At 62.4% G+C, this 17201-nt stretch carries 17 protein-coding genes and 3 pseudogenes; all 20 read left to right on the top strand.

The genetic code is table 11. The features are described 5' to 3' along the window. Positions 1 to 9: 9 nt before the first annotated feature. The 20 genes and pseudogenes from rfbC (F572_RS0107705) (at position 10) to F572_RS0107610 (ending at position 17081) form a co-directional block, all read left to right on the top strand. Complete coding sequence (rfbC, locus tag F572_RS0107705) at positions 10 to 561, top strand: dTDP-4-dehydrorhamnose 3,5-epimerase (RefSeq protein WP_017942187.1); 552 nt, start codon at positions 10 to 12, stop codon at positions 559 to 561. Continuing rightward, on the top strand, positions 558 to 1553 hold the full coding sequence (locus F572_RS0107700) for a glycosyltransferase family 2 protein (RefSeq protein WP_231291115.1): 996 nt from the start codon (positions 558 to 560) through the stop codon (positions 1551 to 1553). Before rfbC (F572_RS0107705) ends, F572_RS0107700 begins: the two co-directional genes overlap by 4 nt. 126 nt (positions 1554 to 1679) lie before the next feature. Then, positions 1680 to 1795, top strand: a pseudogene (locus F572_RS15930) (transposase); the annotation flags it as partial. Positions 1796 to 1851: 56 nt separating this feature from the next. Then, a complete protein-coding gene (locus F572_RS15255; RefSeq protein WP_017942185.1) occupies positions 1852 to 2382 on the top strand; it encodes an antitoxin Xre-like helix-turn-helix domain-containing protein in 531 nt (176 codons plus the stop codon). A gap of 5 nt (positions 2383 to 2387) precedes the next feature. Next, positions 2388 to 2849, top strand: a complete 462-nt coding sequence (locus F572_RS0107690) for an RES family NAD+ phosphorylase (protein ID WP_231291118.1) — start codon at positions 2388 to 2390, stop codon at positions 2847 to 2849. A 112-nt stretch (positions 2850 to 2961) separates the two neighbouring features. Next, positions 2962 to 3420 (top strand): annotated as a pseudogene (locus F572_RS0107685) (transposase); the annotation flags it as partial. Between the two features lie 369 nt (positions 3421 to 3789). Beyond that, on the top strand, positions 3790 to 4875 hold the full coding sequence (rfbB, locus tag F572_RS0107680) for a dTDP-glucose 4,6-dehydratase (protein WP_081602029.1): 1086 nt from the start codon (positions 3790 to 3792) through the stop codon (positions 4873 to 4875). After that, positions 4872 to 5783 (top strand): dTDP-4-dehydrorhamnose reductase, encoded by a 912-nt coding sequence (gene rfbD / locus F572_RS0107675; protein ID WP_017942181.1) that lies wholly within the window; start codon positions 4872 to 4874, stop codon positions 5781 to 5783. Before rfbB ends, rfbD begins: the two co-directional genes overlap by 4 nt. Positions 5784 to 5785: 2 nt before the next feature. Next, positions 5786 to 6328, top strand: a complete 543-nt coding sequence (gene rfbC, locus F572_RS0107670; protein ID WP_017942180.1) for a dTDP-4-dehydrorhamnose 3,5-epimerase — start codon at positions 5786 to 5788, stop codon at positions 6326 to 6328. A gap of 14 nt (positions 6329 to 6342) precedes the next feature. Beyond that, complete coding sequence (gene rfbA, locus F572_RS0107665) at positions 6343 to 7227, top strand: glucose-1-phosphate thymidylyltransferase RfbA (protein WP_017942179.1); 885 nt, start codon at positions 6343 to 6345, stop codon at positions 7225 to 7227. Between the two features lie 66 nt (positions 7228 to 7293). Beyond that, complete coding sequence (locus F572_RS16010; protein ID WP_081602028.1) at positions 7294 to 8199, top strand: glycosyltransferase family 2 protein; 906 nt, start codon at positions 7294 to 7296, stop codon at positions 8197 to 8199. A 24-nt stretch (positions 8200 to 8223) separates the two neighbouring features. Then, positions 8224 to 9312, top strand: coding sequence for an EpsG family protein (locus F572_RS0107655; RefSeq protein WP_231291114.1), 1089 nt, complete (start codon positions 8224 to 8226; stop codon positions 9310 to 9312). Between the two features lie 42 nt (positions 9313 to 9354). Next, the gene (locus F572_RS15245) at positions 9355 to 10290 is read left to right on the top strand and encodes a glycosyltransferase family 2 protein (RefSeq protein ID WP_026143047.1); all 936 of its coding nucleotides are present in this window, start codon (positions 9355 to 9357) and stop codon (positions 10288 to 10290) included. Then, entirely contained in the window at positions 10287 to 11381 is a 1095-nt protein-coding gene (locus F572_RS0107645) for a glycosyltransferase family 4 protein (protein ID WP_017942175.1), read from the top strand. Before F572_RS15245 ends, F572_RS0107645 begins: the two co-directional genes overlap by 4 nt. 4 nt (positions 11382 to 11385) lie before the next feature. Further along, positions 11386 to 12666 (top strand): annotated as a pseudogene (locus tag F572_RS0107640) (nucleotide sugar dehydrogenase). 280 nt (positions 12667 to 12946) lie between these two features. Next, positions 12947 to 13888 (top strand): IS110 family transposase, encoded by a 942-nt coding sequence (locus F572_RS0107630; protein WP_017942172.1) that lies wholly within the window; start codon positions 12947 to 12949, stop codon positions 13886 to 13888. Positions 13889 to 13959: 71 nt separating this feature from the next. After that, the gene (locus tag F572_RS0107625) at positions 13960 to 14178 is read left to right on the top strand and encodes a hypothetical protein (RefSeq protein WP_017942171.1); all 219 of its coding nucleotides are present in this window, start codon (positions 13960 to 13962) and stop codon (positions 14176 to 14178) included. A gap of 3 nt (positions 14179 to 14181) precedes the next feature. Further along, positions 14182 to 14358, top strand: coding sequence for a hypothetical protein (locus F572_RS15790; RefSeq protein ID WP_017942170.1), 177 nt, complete (start codon positions 14182 to 14184; stop codon positions 14356 to 14358). A gap of 422 nt (positions 14359 to 14780) precedes the next feature. Continuing rightward, the gene (locus tag F572_RS0107615; RefSeq protein ID WP_017942169.1) at positions 14781 to 15950 is read left to right on the top strand and encodes a glycosyltransferase family 4 protein; all 1170 of its coding nucleotides are present in this window, start codon (positions 14781 to 14783) and stop codon (positions 15948 to 15950) included. Between the two features lie 180 nt (positions 15951 to 16130). Further along, positions 16131 to 17081, top strand: a complete 951-nt coding sequence (locus tag F572_RS0107610) for an SDR family oxidoreductase (protein WP_081602033.1) — start codon at positions 16131 to 16133, stop codon at positions 17079 to 17081. Positions 17082 to 17201 lie beyond the last annotated feature (120 nt).

Raw genomic sequence — 17201 nt, 5'->3', positions numbered from 1 at the left:
TGGTGTGAGATGAAGTTCATCGAGACGCGCATCCCGGATGTGGTGATCGTGGAGCCGACCGTGTACGGCGACGAACGCGGCTTCTTCATGGAGACCTGGGAACGGCGCAAGTTCGAGGCGGCCGGGTTGGACCAGGAGTTCGTGCAGGACAACCACAGTCGCTCGGTACGCGGCACCCTGCGGGGCCTGCACTACCAGATCGAGCAGCCGCAGGGGAAGCTGGTGCGGGTGACTCATGGGGCGGTGTTCGATGTGGCCGTGGATATACGCCGCTCGTCGCCGACCTGCGGCCAGTGGGTGGGTGTCGAACTGAGCGCCGAGAACAAGCGCCAGCTCTGGGTGCCGGCCCGCTTTGCCCACGGGTTCTATGTGACCAGCGAGGTGGCGGAGTTCCAGTACAAGTGCACCGATTTCTATGCGCCGGAGCATGAGCGCTGCATCCGGTGGGATGATCCGGATCTGGGGATCGAGTGGCCGTTGCTCTCGGATGGCTCGGAGCCGCTGCTCTCGGACAAGGATCGCGCCGGTCTCTGGTTTGCGGCTGCAGAGGTCTACGAATGAAGCGGGAAGAGCCGCTGAAGCTATCCATCGCCATGGCGACCTACAACGGCGCTGCGTATCTCCCGGAGCAGCTTGATAGCTTCCTGGCGCAGACGCGGTTGCCGGATGAGTTGGTGATCACCGACGACTGCTCGACAGACAATACATTGGCCATTGTCGAGGCCTTCGCTGCCGCGGCCCCCTTCGAAGTGCGCTGGGAGCGCAACGAGGAAAACCTCGGCTACACGGGCAATTTTAACAAGGCGCTGATGAAGGCGGTCGGCGATCTGGTGTTTCTCAGCGACCAGGACGATGTCTGGTTTCCCGAGAAGCTGGAGCGCATGGAGCGCTACGCCCTCGAAGACCCCGAGGCACTGGTGGTGATGAACGACGCCGCGCTGACCGATGGCGAGCTGAACGACACCGGGCTGACCAAGCGTGGACAGATCGCCTCCGCCGGTTTGAGCGATTCGAGCTTCGTGATGGGATGCTGCGCCGCAGTGCGACGGGAACTGCTCGACCTGTGCCTGCCGATCCCCGCAGGGTACAAGGGTCACGATGGCTGGATTGTCAGGATGGCCGAGGGGGTCGGACGCAAGCGTGTGTTCGCGGATGTCCTGCAATGGTATCGCCGGCACGACGAGAATGAATCGCAGTTCATCGCAAACAGGACCAGCAAAGTTACGCGGGGGATGGTGCTCAAGCAGTCCGTGTCCCGTTTGATCCAGGGGGGGGAGCTGCAGGAGCAGTCCGCTGCTTCTGCTGGTCAGCTGAGAGCGTTCCTTGCAGGCGTGCGTGAGGCGCGTGACCGGTCGGGATCGCCTCTTTCCGACGACTTCAGTGCCTATCTACGCCAACTCGAGAAGCGCCTCTCGGCGTTGGACGGTCGCCTGGCGCTACGCGACAAAGCTCGCTGGACGCGTCTGCCGGGCGTTTTGCGTCTTTGGCGCAAGGGCTCCTACAGCGAGTTCGCGGGTGCAAAGAGCGCCATCCGGGACCTGCTGTTCCGGTGATCTCAAAAGCGGGCGAGATCTGTGTGCGTGAAGCGCGGAAAACGGGGACAGATTTATTTTCCGCGGCAAACGGGGACAGATTTATTTTCTGTCGCAAGGATGCGGCGGTGATGCAGGAGGAGAGGTATGCCAAGGATGGCGCGAGTGGTGCTGCCGCATAGGCCGCATCATGTGTTGCAGCGGGGGGCAATCGGCAGGTCGTGTTTGCCGGGGATGGGGATTACGAGCGGTACCTGGAGGACCGGTGAGGTCATATGGTCTACAATGATAGGCCAAATGGCCCACTGGAGGGCGCCCCATGACCACGACGACCGAAAACGCCACCCCGAATCGCCCGGATCAGGCGCGCACGTTTCGTTTCGACACCCAGCAGGCGCGCAAGCGCGTCACGGTGTACGGACTTGTCGCCAAGATGATCGGGATCGAGACCAAAGCCCGCCCCATTCAAGGCAAGGACGGACCTTACGCGCACATCATCGAAACGGTGCGGCTCGGACTGCCTGCGCGCAGCCTGGAGCAGATTGGGCAGTCGTATGGCATCCCGCGCGTGACGCTTGTACACCTGGCGGGGGTTTCTGAAACCACCTACAAGCGCCGCTTGAGCAAGAACGAGCGCCTGGATCCCGAAGCCTCCGACCGCGCGTATCGGGTCGCGCGTATTGCGGCCTTGGCCGAGACCATCTTCGAGGACCACGGCAAGGCGAAACGTTGGATGAACACCTACAACCGCGTGCTCGAGGAGGTCCCGATCAACCTGCTCGATACCGAGGCCGGAACCGAATTGGTCGAGACCGTCCTGCACCGGATCGACCACGGGGTCTTTAGTTGACCCGGGTGTTCCGGCTCCTGCGTGGCGAGCGCGCCGACACGGCCTTCAGTGGCCAGGGCGCCGCCCGCAGGGGCGGACGCTGGAACCCGGCCGGTGTCCCGGTCGTCTACACCGCGCAGTCGTTATCCCTCGCGACCCTGGAGGTCCTGGTCCACATGGAGGCCGAGGACTTCGGTGAGGTGTTTGTGTATTTCGACATCGAGATCCCAGACTCTATCGAGCTGCTCGCGGTCGACCCGGGCGACCTCGGCCCCATCGCGCGGGAGGGGTTGGATTATCCCGCGCTGCAAGAAGTCGGTCGCCAATGGGTCGAGAGCCAGCAGAGTGTCGGCCTGTGGGTCCCCTCGGCGGTGATTCCCAGCGAGCACAACCTGCTCCTGAACCCGGCACACCCTGCCTTCGAAGACCTGTCGATCGCCGGGCCGCAAGCGTTCTCCTTCGACACCCGCCTGAAGCCCCAGACATAACGCTGATCGAGGTCTGACCGAAACGGGGATAGATTGATTTTCCGTCGCAAGGATGCGGCGGTGATGCAGGAGGAACGGTAGGCCAAGGATGGCGCGAGGGGTGTTGCCGCATATGCCGCACCATGTGGTGCAGCGTGGGCACAATCGGCAGGTGGTGTTTACCGGGGCCGAGGATTACGAGCGGTACCTGGAGGACCTGCGCGAGCTGAGCAGTGCGCTGGACATTCGAGTGTATGCGTACTGCCTGCTGACCAACCATGTGCACCTGTTGCTGGGGCCGGCCGTCGAAGACTACCCCTGGTCCGGCTATCGCCAGCGCACGGGCGGGGAGGACTGCTGGATCAACCCGGACCCGGCCTATCTGGACCTGGCCGACAACGAAGCCAGGCGGCAAGCACGATACGCCCGCTTCGTGCAGCAGGGCGTTCCGGAGCCGGAGCCGGAGCTGAAGCTGATGCCTGAGGCGCTACAGCGCGGCCAGCTCACCGGTAACCCGCGCCTCGTGGACGAGGTCGAGCAGATTATCGGTTGCCGCATCGAGCGCCGGCCTGGCCGTCCGCTATCACGCCGGAGGTTGGGAAGTAAATCTTTCCCCGTTTTCCGTTTTCGCAGTGTGATATCCGTTTCATCGGGTCAGACGTACTTGATCACGCCAAAGAACGTAATCGTCCCATGTGGTGATAGTTTTCATGATGTCGGGGTGATTTCGGTTGTGGTGATAGACGAGAAGCGTGATCTTGAAGCCTGAATCTATGGCGCGAGCAATCTCGGTTTCGGTCAGGTAAGAATGATCATTGCGGATGTCCTCAACGAACCGATCATAGTTCATCGTTAGGTTGTTCGGGTATTTCATTGTTTATCCTCCTAGTTGGTTTATCTTTATTTAGTATTTAGTATTTAGTATTTAGTAAAAGTTGATGTTTTGTAAAAGGGTGTTTAATTGAGTCAACCAGAGCGAGTACTTGTTACCGGGGGAGCCGGGTTCATCGGCTCTGCGGTTGTGCGCCAGTACATTGGCGAGACGGATGCGACCGTTATCAACGTGGATGCGTTGACCTATGCGGGGAACCCGGAGTCCCTGGCGGATGCGCGTGAGAACCCGCGACATGTGTTCGAGCACGTGGATATCACGGACCGCGCAGCGCTGGAGCGGGTATTTCGGGAGCACCGCCCGGACGCGGTGATGCACCTGGCGGCGGAATCTCACGTGGATCGGTCCATCGAAGGGCCGGCGGCGTTCGTGGAGACCAACGTGACCGGAACGCACAACCTGCTGGAAGCGGCTCGAGGCTACTGGTCGGAGCTTGAGGGTGAAGCGAAAGAACGCTTCCGCTTCCATCATGTATCCACGGACGAGGTGTACGGGGATCTCGGGCCGGAGGATCCCGCCTTTACGGAAGACACGCCGTATGCCCCGAGTTCTCCCTACTCGGCGAGCAAGGCGGCCAGCGACCATCTGGTGCGTGCATGGCATCGCACCTACGGGCTTCCGGTCGTGATCACGAACTGCTCCAACAACTACGGACCTTGCCAGTTTCCCGAAAAGCTGGTCCCTCTGATGGTCCTCAATGCCCTGGACGGCAGGCCGCTGCCGGTCTACGGGCGCGGGGACAATATCCGTGACTGGCTCTATGTGGAGGATCATGCGCGGGCGCTGCGCCATGTGCTGGCCCATGGCACCGTCGGGCGCACCTACAACATTGGGGGGCGATGCGAGCGGACGAACCTTGAGGTTGTACATGCCCTTTGCGCGACGCTCGACGAGCTGGTGCCCGACGAGCAGGGGGCCTACACGCGATTGATCGAGTTCGTTTCAGACCGGCCGGGCCACGACCATCGCTACGCCATCGACGACACCCGCCTCGCGAATGAGCTGGGCTGGCAGCCGACGGAGAGCTTCGAAACAGGTCTGAGGAAGACCGTGCAGTGGTATCTCGACAACCCGGGATGGGTCGAACGCGTGCGCTCCGGTGCCTACCGCGAATGGATCGACGCCAATTACGCCCGCAGGGGGCGCGCTGTATGAACATCCTCGTTCTGGGTAGCAACGGTCAGGTTGGCTGGGAGCTGCAACGTGCCCTTGCTCCGCTTGGCACGGTGATCGCCATAACGCGTCGTGAACAAGAGGGCCTGTGTGGCGACCTAACGCGGCCCGCGGCGCTCGCAAGCACCGTCCGGCAGGTCGCACCACAGGTGATCGTCAACGCGGCGGCCTATACCGCAGTGGATCAAGCCGAAGACGAGCCTGAACTGGCCGAGGCGGTGAACGCCACCGCAGCGGCCGTCCTGGCCCGTGAAGCGAGCGCCATTGGCGCCTGGCTGGTGCACTACTCGACGGATTACGTCTTCGATGGAACGGGCACGCGCCCCTGGCGCGAGGATGACCAGACGGCGCCCCTCAACGTCTATGGCCGGACCAAACGCGATGGGGAACGGGCCATTCAGGAGAGCGGCTGCCGGCACCTGATCTTCCGCACCAGTTGGGTCTATGCCTCCCGGGGCAAGAATTTTATCCGCACCATGCTGCGCCTGGCCGCTGAACGGGATGCCTTGCAGGTCATCAACGACCAGCATGGGGCGCCAACGGGGGCTCCGCTCATCGCCGATGTGACCGCGCAGGCACTGCCTCTGGCCATGCAACACCCCGAGCTTGAAGGCCTGTATCATCTGGCCGCGTCGGGCGAGACCACGTGGCACGGCTATGCCTGCCGGGTGATCGAGCGCGCCCGCCGGGCCGGATGGCCGGTCAAAGTAGCCGAACAGGCCATTGCGCCAGTTACGACCGATGCCTTCCCCGTGAAGGCCCGCCGGCCCGGCAACTCCCGGCTGGACTGCACGCGCCTGGAGGCGGCATTCGGCCTGCGCATGCCCGCCTGGCAACAGGGCGTGGACCATGCCCTTGCCGAGATACTCGCCTGCGAAGGAGCCGCTTGAAGATGCACGTGACCCCGACCGCCATCCCCGAAGTCCTGCTCATCGAGCCCGCCGTGTTCGGCGACGAGCGTGGCTTCTTCATGGAGACGTGGCAGCGGCGCAAGTTCGCCGAAGCCGGAATCGACTACGACTTCGTCCAGGACAATCACAGCCGGTCGGTACAGGGCACGCTGCGGGGCTTGCACTACCAGATCCGCCAGCCGCAGGGAAAGCTGGTGCGGGTCACGCACGGTGCGGTCTTCGACGTGGCCGTGGACATCCGCAAGAGCTCGCCCACGTTTGGCCGTTGGGTGGGTGAATACCTTACGGCCGAAAACAAACGCATGCTCTGGGTGCCACCGGGCTTTGCCCACGGGTTCTGTGTGACCAGCGATACGGCCGAGTTCCAGTACAAGTGCACCGACTACTACGCCCCGGAGCACGAGCGCAGCATCCGCTGGGACGACCCGGACCTTGGCATTGCATGGCCGCTGGAGCACGAGCCGCTTGTCTCCGCCAAGGACCAGCAGGGCCTGCCGCTGGCACAGGCCGAATGTTTCGCATGACGGGGGAGCTGCCAATGAAACAACGCAAGGGCATTATCCTGGCCGGCGGCAGCGGAACCCGGCTGTATCCGGTGACGCAGGCGATATCGAAGCAGTTGCTCCCGGTGTTCGACAAGCCGATGATCTACTACCCGCTGTGCACCCTCATGATGGCGGGTATTCGGGAGATCCTCCTGATCTCGACGCCCGATGATGTCCCGTTGTTCCAGAAACTGCTGGGCGACGGCAGCCAGTGGGGGCTCGACTTGCAGTATGCGGTTCAGGGGCAGCCCAACGGCCTCGCCGAGGCCTTCATCATCGGCGAACGCTTCCTCGATGGGCACCCGAGCGCCCTGATTCTCGGCGACAACATCTTCCATGGCCACGACCTGCGTGCGCTCGTCACATCGGCGGCCCAGCGCCAGCACGGCGCCACGGTGTTCGCCTACCCGGTAACCGACCCCGAACGCTACGGCGTCGTCGGCTTCGACGAGAACGGGCGCGCCACCAGCCTGGAGGAAAAGCCGGCCGAGCCACGCTCCCGCTACGCGGTGACCGGTTTGTACTTCTACGATGCGCAGGTCACGGACATTGCGAGGGAGGTCCGCCCCTCCAAGCGCGGCGAACTCGAGATCACCGACGTGAACCGCGCCTACCTCGAGCGGGCTGAACTTAACGTGGAGGTCATGGGCCGCGGCATGGCCTGGCTGGATACCGGTACCCACGAATCGCTGATCGAGGCCGCCACCTTCATCGAGACCATCGAGAAACGCCAGGGGTTGAAAGTCTGTTCGCCCGAAGAGACCGCCTATCGCGTCGGCTTTATCGACGCAGATGCCGTCCGGGCCCTTGCTGCGCCATTGGCGAAAAACGGGTACGGCCAGTATCTCTTGCGAATGTTGGATGACCAGCTTTTCTGAACCTCCATGAAGTGCTTCTTGCCTCGCGGAAAAAATCAAGCCACAAATCATTGAACCCCTACTAAAATGCACCCAATAAAGCCCACAGTCAGTGTAATAATTCCCACATACAATAGGGCGTCTACGCTCGCTCGAAGCATCACATCCGTTCTCTGTCAAACCTTCTCGGACATTGAAGTGATCGTGGTCGATGACGCCTCTACTGACCACACCGAGAGCGTCGTCAAAGCGTTTTCTGATGCTCGACTGCATTATGAGCGATTGGTCTCGAATGTGGGTGGCGCTGAGGCCCGCAATTGCGGGATTCGAATGGCTAGAGGTGAGTACATTGCATTTCAGGATAGTGACGACGAGTGGTGCTGTACTAAACTTGAATCCGCTGTGGGTAGGTTGAAAGCATCACCCCATGTGGGCGGAGTGTTTTCGGCCTTTATACAGACTTGGGATTCCGGGTGTCGGCAAATGCCACTCTGGAGCGGGTTGGAAAATAAGAAAAGTCTCTATGAAAAGCTTCTTTGGCGGAACGTTGTAGACACGCCCACGGTCGTCGTCAGACGGTCCTGTCTCGACGAAGCGGGTGGATTCGATGCGCAAATGCCCCGCTACCAAGATTGGGATTTGGGCCTGCGGCTGACTGCGGTAACGACCTTAGAATACCTCAAGGATCCTCTTATTGTGTCCCATGTGACTGATGGGAGTATCAGTCATGACCAAAAGGCACACGCTACGGCGTTACAGATACTGTACGAAAAAAACCGGGGCGCCATAGATAAGGATCGAGCGTTAAAGGCGGCCTGGCTCCACCGGCTAGGCGACGCTAGGATGCTGGTTGGCGATCTTCGCGGTCGCCGGATGCTTCTCGCCGCATGGTTGAAGCACCCTTTCAGTGTTCGCGTTCTGGTAAAGGCCTTGTTGTCACTGCTTCCGGGGCGTCAGACGTACTCCCTCGTGAAGACTAGCTTCAGCCGCTGAATGTATACTCTAACGTTATTTCCATTGGCCGCCCTTGCCGTCCTTTCCATGTCAGGACGGGGACTCTCGCGCGGTGTGTTCCTCGTCATCTGTTTTGGTGTCGTTTCCTCCTTTTCTGTTATCTATGGATTTCGCGATTCTGCCTCAGGAACGGATTCGGCGGTCTACGCGGCGGCCTTTGAGCTCGCCCAGTTCCACCGCTGGGAACCCGGTTATGTCGTGTGGTTGGCGTTTTTGCGAAGTATTAGTGCGAGCTACGAAGTCTATTTTTCGTTAGAGACTATTTTGAAGCTTTTACTTCTTGCGTGGGCGTCGTATAACCTATCGAAGGTTGTGGGATATCTGCTTGGCGCCTTGTTCCTGGTGTCATTGACTTATTCTTTTACCCTGTTTGATTTGTATACAAATGGGCTCAGGCAGGGTTTTGCCATGACTCTCGCGGTTGTGTCGCTTGCGTTGCTTTTGCGTGGTCGTTTCAAGTCGTCACTGGTATTCGCTGCGTTGTCGCCATTCTTCCATTTGTCCTATGTGTTGTTTTTTGTGATCTATTTGGTCGGCGTGTCCGCTCTTGCAAGGTCGCGTGTTTTTTTTGATGGTGCGATCGTGGGTTCGGCTGCCTCTGTGGCACTCTTGGCTTTGGGTGTTAGTCTAGTAAATACACTGGAGCCGGCCGTGTTGGGCGCCGGGCGGCTGCTAGGTGCCGAGGGGAAAGTGAACCATTATATGTCGGCTACACGGGGGTCGTTTTCCGAGCTTAACGTCGTCGGGAGGTTGAGTATTATTTTCGTTCTGTCGATGTCAGCGGCCGCATTGCTTTATGTAAAGGGGAGGGTTGGGTTGAGGGGTGGGTCGGTTTTGGTAATGGTGGCTTTGCTGATTATCGCTTATTCGGCTCTTGCGTTTTCGGCCTATTCGTATCGCGTTTTGTATATTGTGACGGCGTTCTTGCCGTTTGTGCTCGTCATTGTCATGAGTTCTTCCTATACATCCACGACGGGGGCGCTTGTTGTTCGGCTGATGCCGTCTGTATGGTTGTTGGTTGTGTCGATAAATTATATCTATTTTGTCGTGGTTCGCGGTGGCTTGAGAGAATTTGAATATTTAATTGGGTAGGGCTGTGCGTGTGTATTTTGAGCGGCCGGGGGAGAGGGTGTTGTGCTTGACGTCGTGGTGGTGAACTGGAACGGAGGCGGGCAGTTAGTCGAGGCGGTTGAGACCGTTATGGCGAACGCGGCGGGGCTCGTAGGTCGAGTGGTTGTGGTTGATAATGGCTCGACGGATGGTTCGGCGGACAAGGTCGCGGGCATGGCGGGCGTAGAGGTGATTCGTGCTGGTGCTAATCTTGGGTTTGGTGCTGCGTGTAACCTGGGTGCTCGAGAGGGTGGGTCGCCGTATATACTGTTTTTGAATCCGGATACACGGGTAGGTAGGGAATCGCTGTCGGTTCCTTTGGCGTTTATGGAGCGGCCCGAGAATTCCGATGTGGGGATTTGCGGGATACAGTTAAGGGATGAAGCGGACGGGGTGTCTTGTAGCTGTTCGAGATTCCCGACTTTTACTCGACTGCTGTCGGGGGCGTTGGGCGTGGAGAAGTTACCAGGGTTTCGGGCGGCTGGAATAAAAATGGCCGAGTGGGATCATGGAGATACGCGGCCGGTCGATCAGGTGATGGGCGCGTTTTTCCTGATGCGGCGCGATCTGTTTGACGGGCTCGGGGGATTTGACGAACGGTTTTTTGTGTACTTCGAAGAGGTGGACCTTTCATATCGTGCTCACCAAGCTGGTTGGCAAAGCGTGTTTCTTGCCGACGCGCAGGCGTTTCATGCCGGCGGCGGGACTTCCCGTCAGGTAAAGGCGCATCGCCTGTTCTACTCGTTGCGTAGCCGCCTGTTGTACGGGTTCAAGCATTTCCCGCGTTGGCAGGCGTGGGTTCTGATCGGCATCACCGGGGTGGCCGAACCGCTAACGCGCACGGCCTGGTGTCTAGCGCGGCGCGACTTGGCCGGGGTCCGCCATACGTGGTCGGCCTATCGGATGTTGTGGCGTGGAATGGGTCGGATTATTCGGGGCGAAGGACGGTTCGCTCCATGAGGGTGTTGTTGCTTTCACGCTATGGGGACCTGGGCGCCAGCTCCCGTGTGCGGTATCTGCAATACCTCGGAGATTTCCAGGAACGTGGATGGACGGTAGAGATCAGCCCGCTCTTCTCGAACGCCTATCTGCAAGCGCTGTACGCCGGGCGCGGGCGTTTCAGGGAGACGGTGAGGGGCTATCTGAGGCGGCTGTATGCCCTGCTACGGGCTCGCAAGTTCGATGTACTGATTATCGAGAAAGAGTTGTTTCCTTTTCTGCCGGCATGGTTCGAGCGGGTCTTGGCGCAACTGAACGTGCCCTATGTGGTTGACTACGACGACGCCCTGTTTCATCGGTACGATCTGCACAGACGGGCAGTGGTTCGGGGGCTGCTTGGCCGGAAGATCGATGCGGTAATGCGCCATTCCGCGCTGGTTATTGCCGGCAATGAGTACCTCGCGGACCGGGCGCGCGCCGCGGGCGCTCAGCGTATCGAGATCATCCCGACGGTAGTGGATACCGACCGGTATCAGGCGGCCGCCAAACGCGCGGAGGGCCCGCTGGTGGTTGGGTGGATCGGTACGCCCAAGACTAGTCGCTACCTGCAACCGTTGGTGCCTGTCTTCGAAAGGCTGCACCGCGATCTAGGCGTACGCTTCGTGGCAGTGGGTGCGCGTGCGGCCAACTTTGTCGGCACCCCGGTAGAGGCCTGGCCCTGGTCCGAGGAAACCGAGGTCTCCTCGATCCAACAATTCGATATCGGCATCATGCCGCTCGAAGACTCGCCATGGGAGCGCGGCAAGTGCGGTTACAAGCTGATCCAATACATGGCATGCGGCCTGCCGGTGGTGGCTTCGCCCGTTGGTGTGAACAGGGAGATCGTAGAAGACGGGCGCAACGGCTTTCTGGCGTCGGCTACGGATGACTGGATGGAAACTCTCAAGGAGCTGGCCGGGAATGGCGAGCAACGTGCGGCCATGGGTGCGCATGGACGTCGGAAGGTGGAGACATGGTACAGCAGAGCGGCTCAGGCGCCTCGGGTGATCGATGTCATGCGCGAGGCAGCAGAGAAGCCCGAAAACAGGATTGATCGCAAGGGGCAGGGCTAAATTGATGCAGCAACGAGAAGACGTACGCATTGGGGTCATCGGCCTGGGCTACGTGGGCCTGCCGCTGGCGGCGGAGTTCGGGCGCGTGTTGCCCACGCTGGGGTTCGATATCGACGCGCAGCGGGTGGCGGAGCTGAACCGGGGGCATGATCGCACGCGGGAGGTGGAGCCGGAGGAGCTGGCGGCGGCCGCGCAGCTGGAGATGACGGCGGACCCGGCGGCGCTGGCGGGCTGCAATGTGTTCATCGTGACGGTGCCCACGCCGATTGATGCGCACCGGCGGCCGGACCTGGGGCCGCTGCTGGCGGCCAGCCGCACCGTGGGGCGGGCGCTGAAGGATGGCGACGTGGTGATCTTTGAGTCCACGGTGTATCCGGGGGCCACGGAGGAGGACTGCGCGCCGGTGCTGGCGGCGGAATCCGGCCTGACGGTGAACGAGGGGTTCTTTCTGGGCTACAGCCCGGAGCGGGTGAACCCGGGGGACAAGGCGCATCGCATTCCGGACATCGTGAAGGTGACCTCGGGTTCCACGCCGGAAGTGGCGCGGTTTGTGGATGAGCTGTACGCGCGCATCATCCGTGCGGGCACGCATCGGGCGCCGAGCATCCGTGTGGCGGAGGCGGCCAAGGTGATCGAGAACACCCAGCGGGACGTGAACATTGCGCTGGTGAACGAGCTGTCGCTGCTGTTCGAGCGGCTGGAGCTGGATACCGAGGCGGTGCTGGCGGCGGCGGGCACCAAGTGGAACTTCCTGCCGTTCCGGCCCGGGCTGGTGGGCGGGCACTGCATCGGGGTGGACCCGTACTACCTGACGCACAAGGCCCAGGCAGTGGGCCACCATCCGGAGATGATCCTGGCCGGGCGGCGGGTGAACGACGGCATGGGCGGGCATATTGCCGACCGCCTGGTGAAGGCGATGATCCGCAAGGGCTTCCCGGTGGTGGGCTCGCGCATCCTGGTGATGGGGCTGGCGTTCAAGGAGAACTGCCCGGATGTTCGCAACACCCGGGTGGTGGACATCATCGAGGACCTGCAGAGCTACAACGCGCAGGTGGACGTGTGGGACCCGTGGGTGGATACCGCCTAAGCGCGTGAGGAGTACGCCGTGGACCTGCTGGAAGGAAAACCGGAGGCCGGCGCGTATGATGCAGTGGTGCTGGCCGTGCCGCACCGGGAGTTCGTGGCGCTGGGCGGCGAAGGCGTACGCCGCCTGGGCCGCGAGAATGCCGTGGTGTTCGACGTGAAGTCGGCCCTGCCGGCCGAGGCGGCCGATCTCCGCTTGTAGGAGCGGCCTTGGCCGCGAACGGCGGGGTGTGGGCCCAACCCGCCGCCGCATTCGCGGGCAAGCCCGCTTGTATGTTTACCCGTGGCAGGCCTAGAAAGGGTCTGTCGGGGTGGAGGGACGAGGCCCGCATCTGGCCTGTGGCACAGACGGTAGGAGAGTTCGTCCCACCCCTCACCTTAAACGCCGATAAGGAATCGATCGGCTCGGGACCGACGATAGATGGCAAGCCAGCGTTCGGTGAGGCCCCGACAGACCACTCCAAGCTAGCCCGGGAGGTGTGATGATGGCAACGCATCGGATCGGGGTCGATGTCGGCAAGGCCGAGTTGTGGATCAGTATTGACGGTGAAACCGCACATCCGTGTCCCAACGAGCTCCCGGCGATCCGTCGCTGGGTCCGTAGCCTGGAGGGTCCGGCCGACTTCGCCCTGGAAGCCACCAACGACTATCACCTGGCCCTGGCGCTGGAGGCTCATCATCAGGGCCACCGGGTGTATCTGGTCAATGGCTATCGCCTCAATCGCTACCGCGAGAGCATCGGTGGCCGGGCCAAGACCGATGCCGGGGATGCCCGGCTGCTGGTGCGTTATCTGCAACGCGAGCAGGACGAACTGCGCCCCTGGACACCGCCGCCCGAGGGTTACCGGACCCTGCAAAAGCTGTTGCGCCGGCGTGCCACGCTGGTGCGGGCACGGGTCATGCTGGAGCAGAGCCTGCGAGGCGTACCCGAACTGCAGTCCAACCTGAAGGATCTGCTCCGGGAGATCGGCCGGCTGGATGCCGTCCTCCAGCGTGTGCTGCGCGAGACGGTCGGTCGCGCCGGCTGGTCGGATCACGCCCGGCGCTGCCAGCAGATCGAGGGCGTCGGTCCGCTCACCGCGGCAGGCCTGACCATGGCGTTCCAGCGGGGGGCCTTCCGCAGCGGTGATGCGTTCGTTGCCTTCCTGGGGCTGGATGTCCGCATACGCGACTCCGGCACGAAACGGGGGCAGCGCAAACTCACCAAACAGGGCGATCCAGAGTTGCGACGGCTGCTCTATCTGGCCGCGATGCAGGCCAAGTCGAAAGCCGCCTGGAGCGACTACTACCAGCGCTGCCTGGACCGTGGCCTGGCGACGACCCAGGCCCTGAACGCCTTGGCTCGAAAGCTGGCCCGCGTCGCCTTCGCCCTGATGAAAAATCAGACCGATTACCAACCTAAGATCCCTTGTGGAGAGACATAGAATCTCCTACGGGGTGCCGGGGTTTTGTGGGAGCGGGCTCGCCCGCGAATGACGGGCGGAGGGAATCTGACATGAGCCAAACCACCGCAAGCAAAGAGCGCGTTTGTCCGGCCTGTGGTGAGGGTCGGCTTGAGCCTCGGGAGTCGACTCAGCAGGTGGAGCATGCCGGTGTGGAAGGGACGATTCCGTTGCGTTACGCCGTGTGCGATGTGTGCGGGTCGGAGGTTGCCGAGGCGGATGAGGCGTGCGCCAACAAGCGGGCGATGATGGCGTTCCGCAAGGATGCGTAAGGCTTGCTGACGGGGAACGAATACGAGTACGGGGCGGCCCTGGTCTACGGTGCGATCCGCGAAATGGTCACCAACATTACCTCCCGCAGCCTGGCCGGGCCTCTCACGCTGCCCACGCCGAGCTTCGTCGGCGCGCTGGAGCTCCGGCATCAGAAACCATCCGGACAATCTTCCGGCTGACTCATACTTCTCCGGCGAACAGACACATGCGGTCGCCGGGGCGATAGTACTGCACCAGGAAGCGGTAGCCGTTGTCGATGCCGGCGCTGAGGCCGTGGCCGAACAGCTTGCGCGGGGTCGTGCCGATTACCTTCTCGCGCCCGAATGCGAGCGGAGAGAACGTGCCCCGTCGGGTTCGTAGGCGGGTAGCTGCTGGTGACAGTGGTGTATCGTTTCGTCGCTGTGCCCTTCGCGACGACTGGAACCGTGAGGCCCAACAGGTCGACCACGCTGATTTTGCCCCTCCGGTTGGCGGTGCCGTCGCAGCAGAAGACGATGTTCCGGTGTATGGAACTCTCCGGGTTGTGCCATCCAGGGCGATTGTAGTTTAGGGTGCGCGTCCGAATGAGCGGGTGCCTGAGGAATGTTCCGTGAGAGGCACAATGACACGGGAAGGCGAGGGAGTGCGGGTGAAACTGTTGTTCGTGGTCAACGACTTCGGCTTTTTTGTGTCGCATCGCCTGGCCGTTGCCCTGGGTGCCCGGGACGCCGGGTTTGATGTGTACGTGGCGGCGCCGGGCGAGCCGCCGGCGGAGCTTGGTGAGCAGGGCCTGAAGGCCGTGCCGGTACCGATGTCGCGACGCGGTGCCAATCCATTCACCGAGGTGCGTTCGCTGTGGGCGTTGTATCGGCTGTTCCGGCGGCTGCGGCCGGACCTGGTGCATCTGGTGACGATCAAGCCGGTGCTGTATGGCGGCATGCTGGCGCGGCTGGCGCGGGTGCCGGGGGTAGTGTCTGCGATTTCCGGATTGGGTACGGTGTTTACATCCGATGGTCAGCGTGCCGGGATGATGCGGCGTGCTGTGCAGGCGATGTACCGCCTGGCGCTTGGGCACCCGAACCAGGCGGTGATCCTGCAGAACACCGATGATCAGGCCGCGTTGATCCGCTCCGGAGGGCTGCGGGACGAGAAGGCAGTGATGATCCAGGGCTCCGGCGTGGACCTTGCGGTGATGCCCTGTCCGGAGGAGGCGCCGGGCGTTCCGATCGTGGCGTTTGCGGCGCGCTTGTTGAAGCAGAAGGGTGTGGAGGAGTTCGTGGCGGCGGCGCGGTTGCTGCGCGAACGCGGCGTGGCGGCGCGGTTCTGGCTGATCGGTGACCCGGACCCTGGCAACCCTTACTCCATTACCCCAGAGCAGGTGGGAACCTGGGCGGCCGAAGGCGTGGTTGAGGTGCTGGGGCACCGCCCGGATGTGCCGGAGCTTTATGCGCAGGCGCATGTGGTGACCTTGCCTTCGTATTATGGCGAGGGATTGCCGAAGACGCTGATCGAGGCGGCGGCGTGTGGGCGGCCGATCGTGACCACGAACCATCCCGGCTGCCGCGATGCCATCGAGGACGGCGAGACCGGGGTGCTGGTGCCGGTGCGCGATGTGCAGGCGCTGGCCGATGCGCTGGAGGCGCTTGTGGAAAATCCGGAAAGGCGGCAGGCCATGGGGCGCGCCGGGCGGGCGCTGGCGGAGCGGGAGTTCGCGATCGAGAAGGTGGTGGATGCCCACCTGGAGATTTACAGGCGTTTGTTGAGGTCGGGGCGGGCCGACATGGGTACCTGACCCTGCCAAGTACGACGGACGGGACGGAAAATGAAAAAGGCAATGCCAGCGTTTCCGCCAACAAAGCCTCCGCTAATCACCTTGGATGATTCTGGTGGCGATAACAAGTGTTGGCGGGGCTGAGGCGGGCGATTGCCACGGGCCCTTTGGGCCCTCGCAATGACGGGGTGTTGAGTGGCGTTGGATCGGGTTCTGGTTACTGGAGCGACGGGGTTCGTGGGTGGCTCCGTGGTGGCACAGCTGGCGAGTGAGGGGCGGGTTCCGGTCGCGGCCTGTCGTCGTAGTGTCGCCGTGCCGGATGGTGCTGAGCTGGCGGTTAGCCCAACGCTTGGCCCGGAAGCGGACTGGAGGGGCGCGCTGCAGGGTGTGGAGGCCGTGGTACATGCGGCGGCGCGGGTGCATGTGATGGATGAGCCGGAGGCGGATCCGCTGGAGGCATTCCGGCGGGTGAATGTGGAAGGGACGCTGCGGCTGGCGCGGCAGGCGGCGGAGGCCGGTGTGCGTCGGTTTGTGTTTGTCAGCTCGGTGAAGGTCAATGGCGAGGAGACACCGACGGGGCAGCCGTTCCGCGAGGCGGATGCGCCGGCGCCGGAGGACCCATACGGGGTGTCCAAGCGAGAGGCGGAGGATGGGCTTCGGGCGCTCAGTGCGGAGACGGGGCTGGAGGTGGTGATCATCCGGCCGCCGTTGGTGTACGGGCCGGGTGTGGGGGCGAATTTCGGCAGCCTGCTGCGCTGGGTGAACAAGGGTGTGCCGTTGCCTCTGGGGGCGGTGACGCAGAATCGGCGCAGTCTGGTGGCGCTGGATAACCTGGTGGATCTGATAGTGACGTGTCTGGACCATCCGGCGGCGGCGGGGGAGACCTTCCTGGTGGCGGATGGGGAGGATGTGTCCACGGCCGGTTTGTTGCGCAAGGTGGGGGATGCGCTGGAGCGGCCGGCGCGGTTGGTGCCGGTGTCGGTTTGGATGTTGCGGGCCGGGGCGACGGCGCTGGGCAAGCGGGAGATGGCGCGGCGGTTGTTGGGGTCGTTGCAGGTGGATGCTTCGAAGGCGCGCGAGGTGTTGGGGTGGGTGCCGCCGGTTTCGCTGGATGAGGGGTTGCGGCGGGCGGTGGTGTCGTTGCGGCGGTAGCGTTGGTGGTGTTCTGGCTTTGGCGGGGGCTTCGCCGCCGAGGCGGCTCCTACGGGGGGTGGCGTCGGCGTTGGTGGCCAGCCTCTCGGCGATGGGGCCTGTCCAACATCCAATTGGCCA

The sequence above is a fragment of the Thioalkalivibrio sp. ALE14 genome (genome assembly GCF_000376845.1).
GTDB lineage: Bacteria > Pseudomonadota > Gammaproteobacteria > Ectothiorhodospirales > Ectothiorhodospiraceae > Thioalkalivibrio.
This window is presented reverse-complemented; position numbering and strand designations above follow the sequence as displayed.

Coding starts and splice junctions, on each gene's coding strand:
- F572_RS15255 (WP_017942185.1), top strand. CDS start 1,852: ATGACCACGACGACCGAAAACGCCACCCCGAATCGCCCGGATCAGGCG.
- rfbD (WP_017942181.1), top strand. CDS start 4,872: ATGAACATCCTCGTTCTGGGTAGCAACGGTCAGGTTGGCTGGGAGCTG.
- F572_RS16010 (WP_081602028.1), top strand. CDS start 7,294: ATGCACCCAATAAAGCCCACAGTCAGTGTAATAATTCCCACATACAAT.
- F572_RS0107625 (WP_017942171.1), top strand. CDS start 13,960: ATGAGCCAAACCACCGCAAGCAAAGAGCGCGTTTGTCCGGCCTGTGGT.
- F572_RS0107615 (WP_017942169.1), top strand. CDS start 14,781: ATGACACGGGAAGGCGAGGGAGTGCGGGTGAAACTGTTGTTCGTGGTC.
- F572_RS0107630 (WP_017942172.1), top strand. CDS start 12,947: ATGATGGCAACGCATCGGATCGGGGTCGATGTCGGCAAGGCCGAGTTG.
- rfbA (WP_017942179.1), top strand. CDS start 6,343: ATGAAACAACGCAAGGGCATTATCCTGGCCGGCGGCAGCGGAACCCGG.
- F572_RS0107645 (WP_017942175.1), top strand. CDS start 10,287: ATGAGGGTGTTGTTGCTTTCACGCTATGGGGACCTGGGCGCCAGCTCC.
- rfbC (WP_017942187.1), top strand. CDS start 10: ATGAAGTTCATCGAGACGCGCATCCCGGATGTGGTGATCGTGGAGCCG.
- F572_RS0107700 (WP_231291115.1), top strand. CDS start 558: ATGAAGCGGGAAGAGCCGCTGAAGCTATCCATCGCCATGGCGACCTAC.
- rfbC (WP_017942180.1), top strand. CDS start 5,786: ATGCACGTGACCCCGACCGCCATCCCCGAAGTCCTGCTCATCGAGCCC.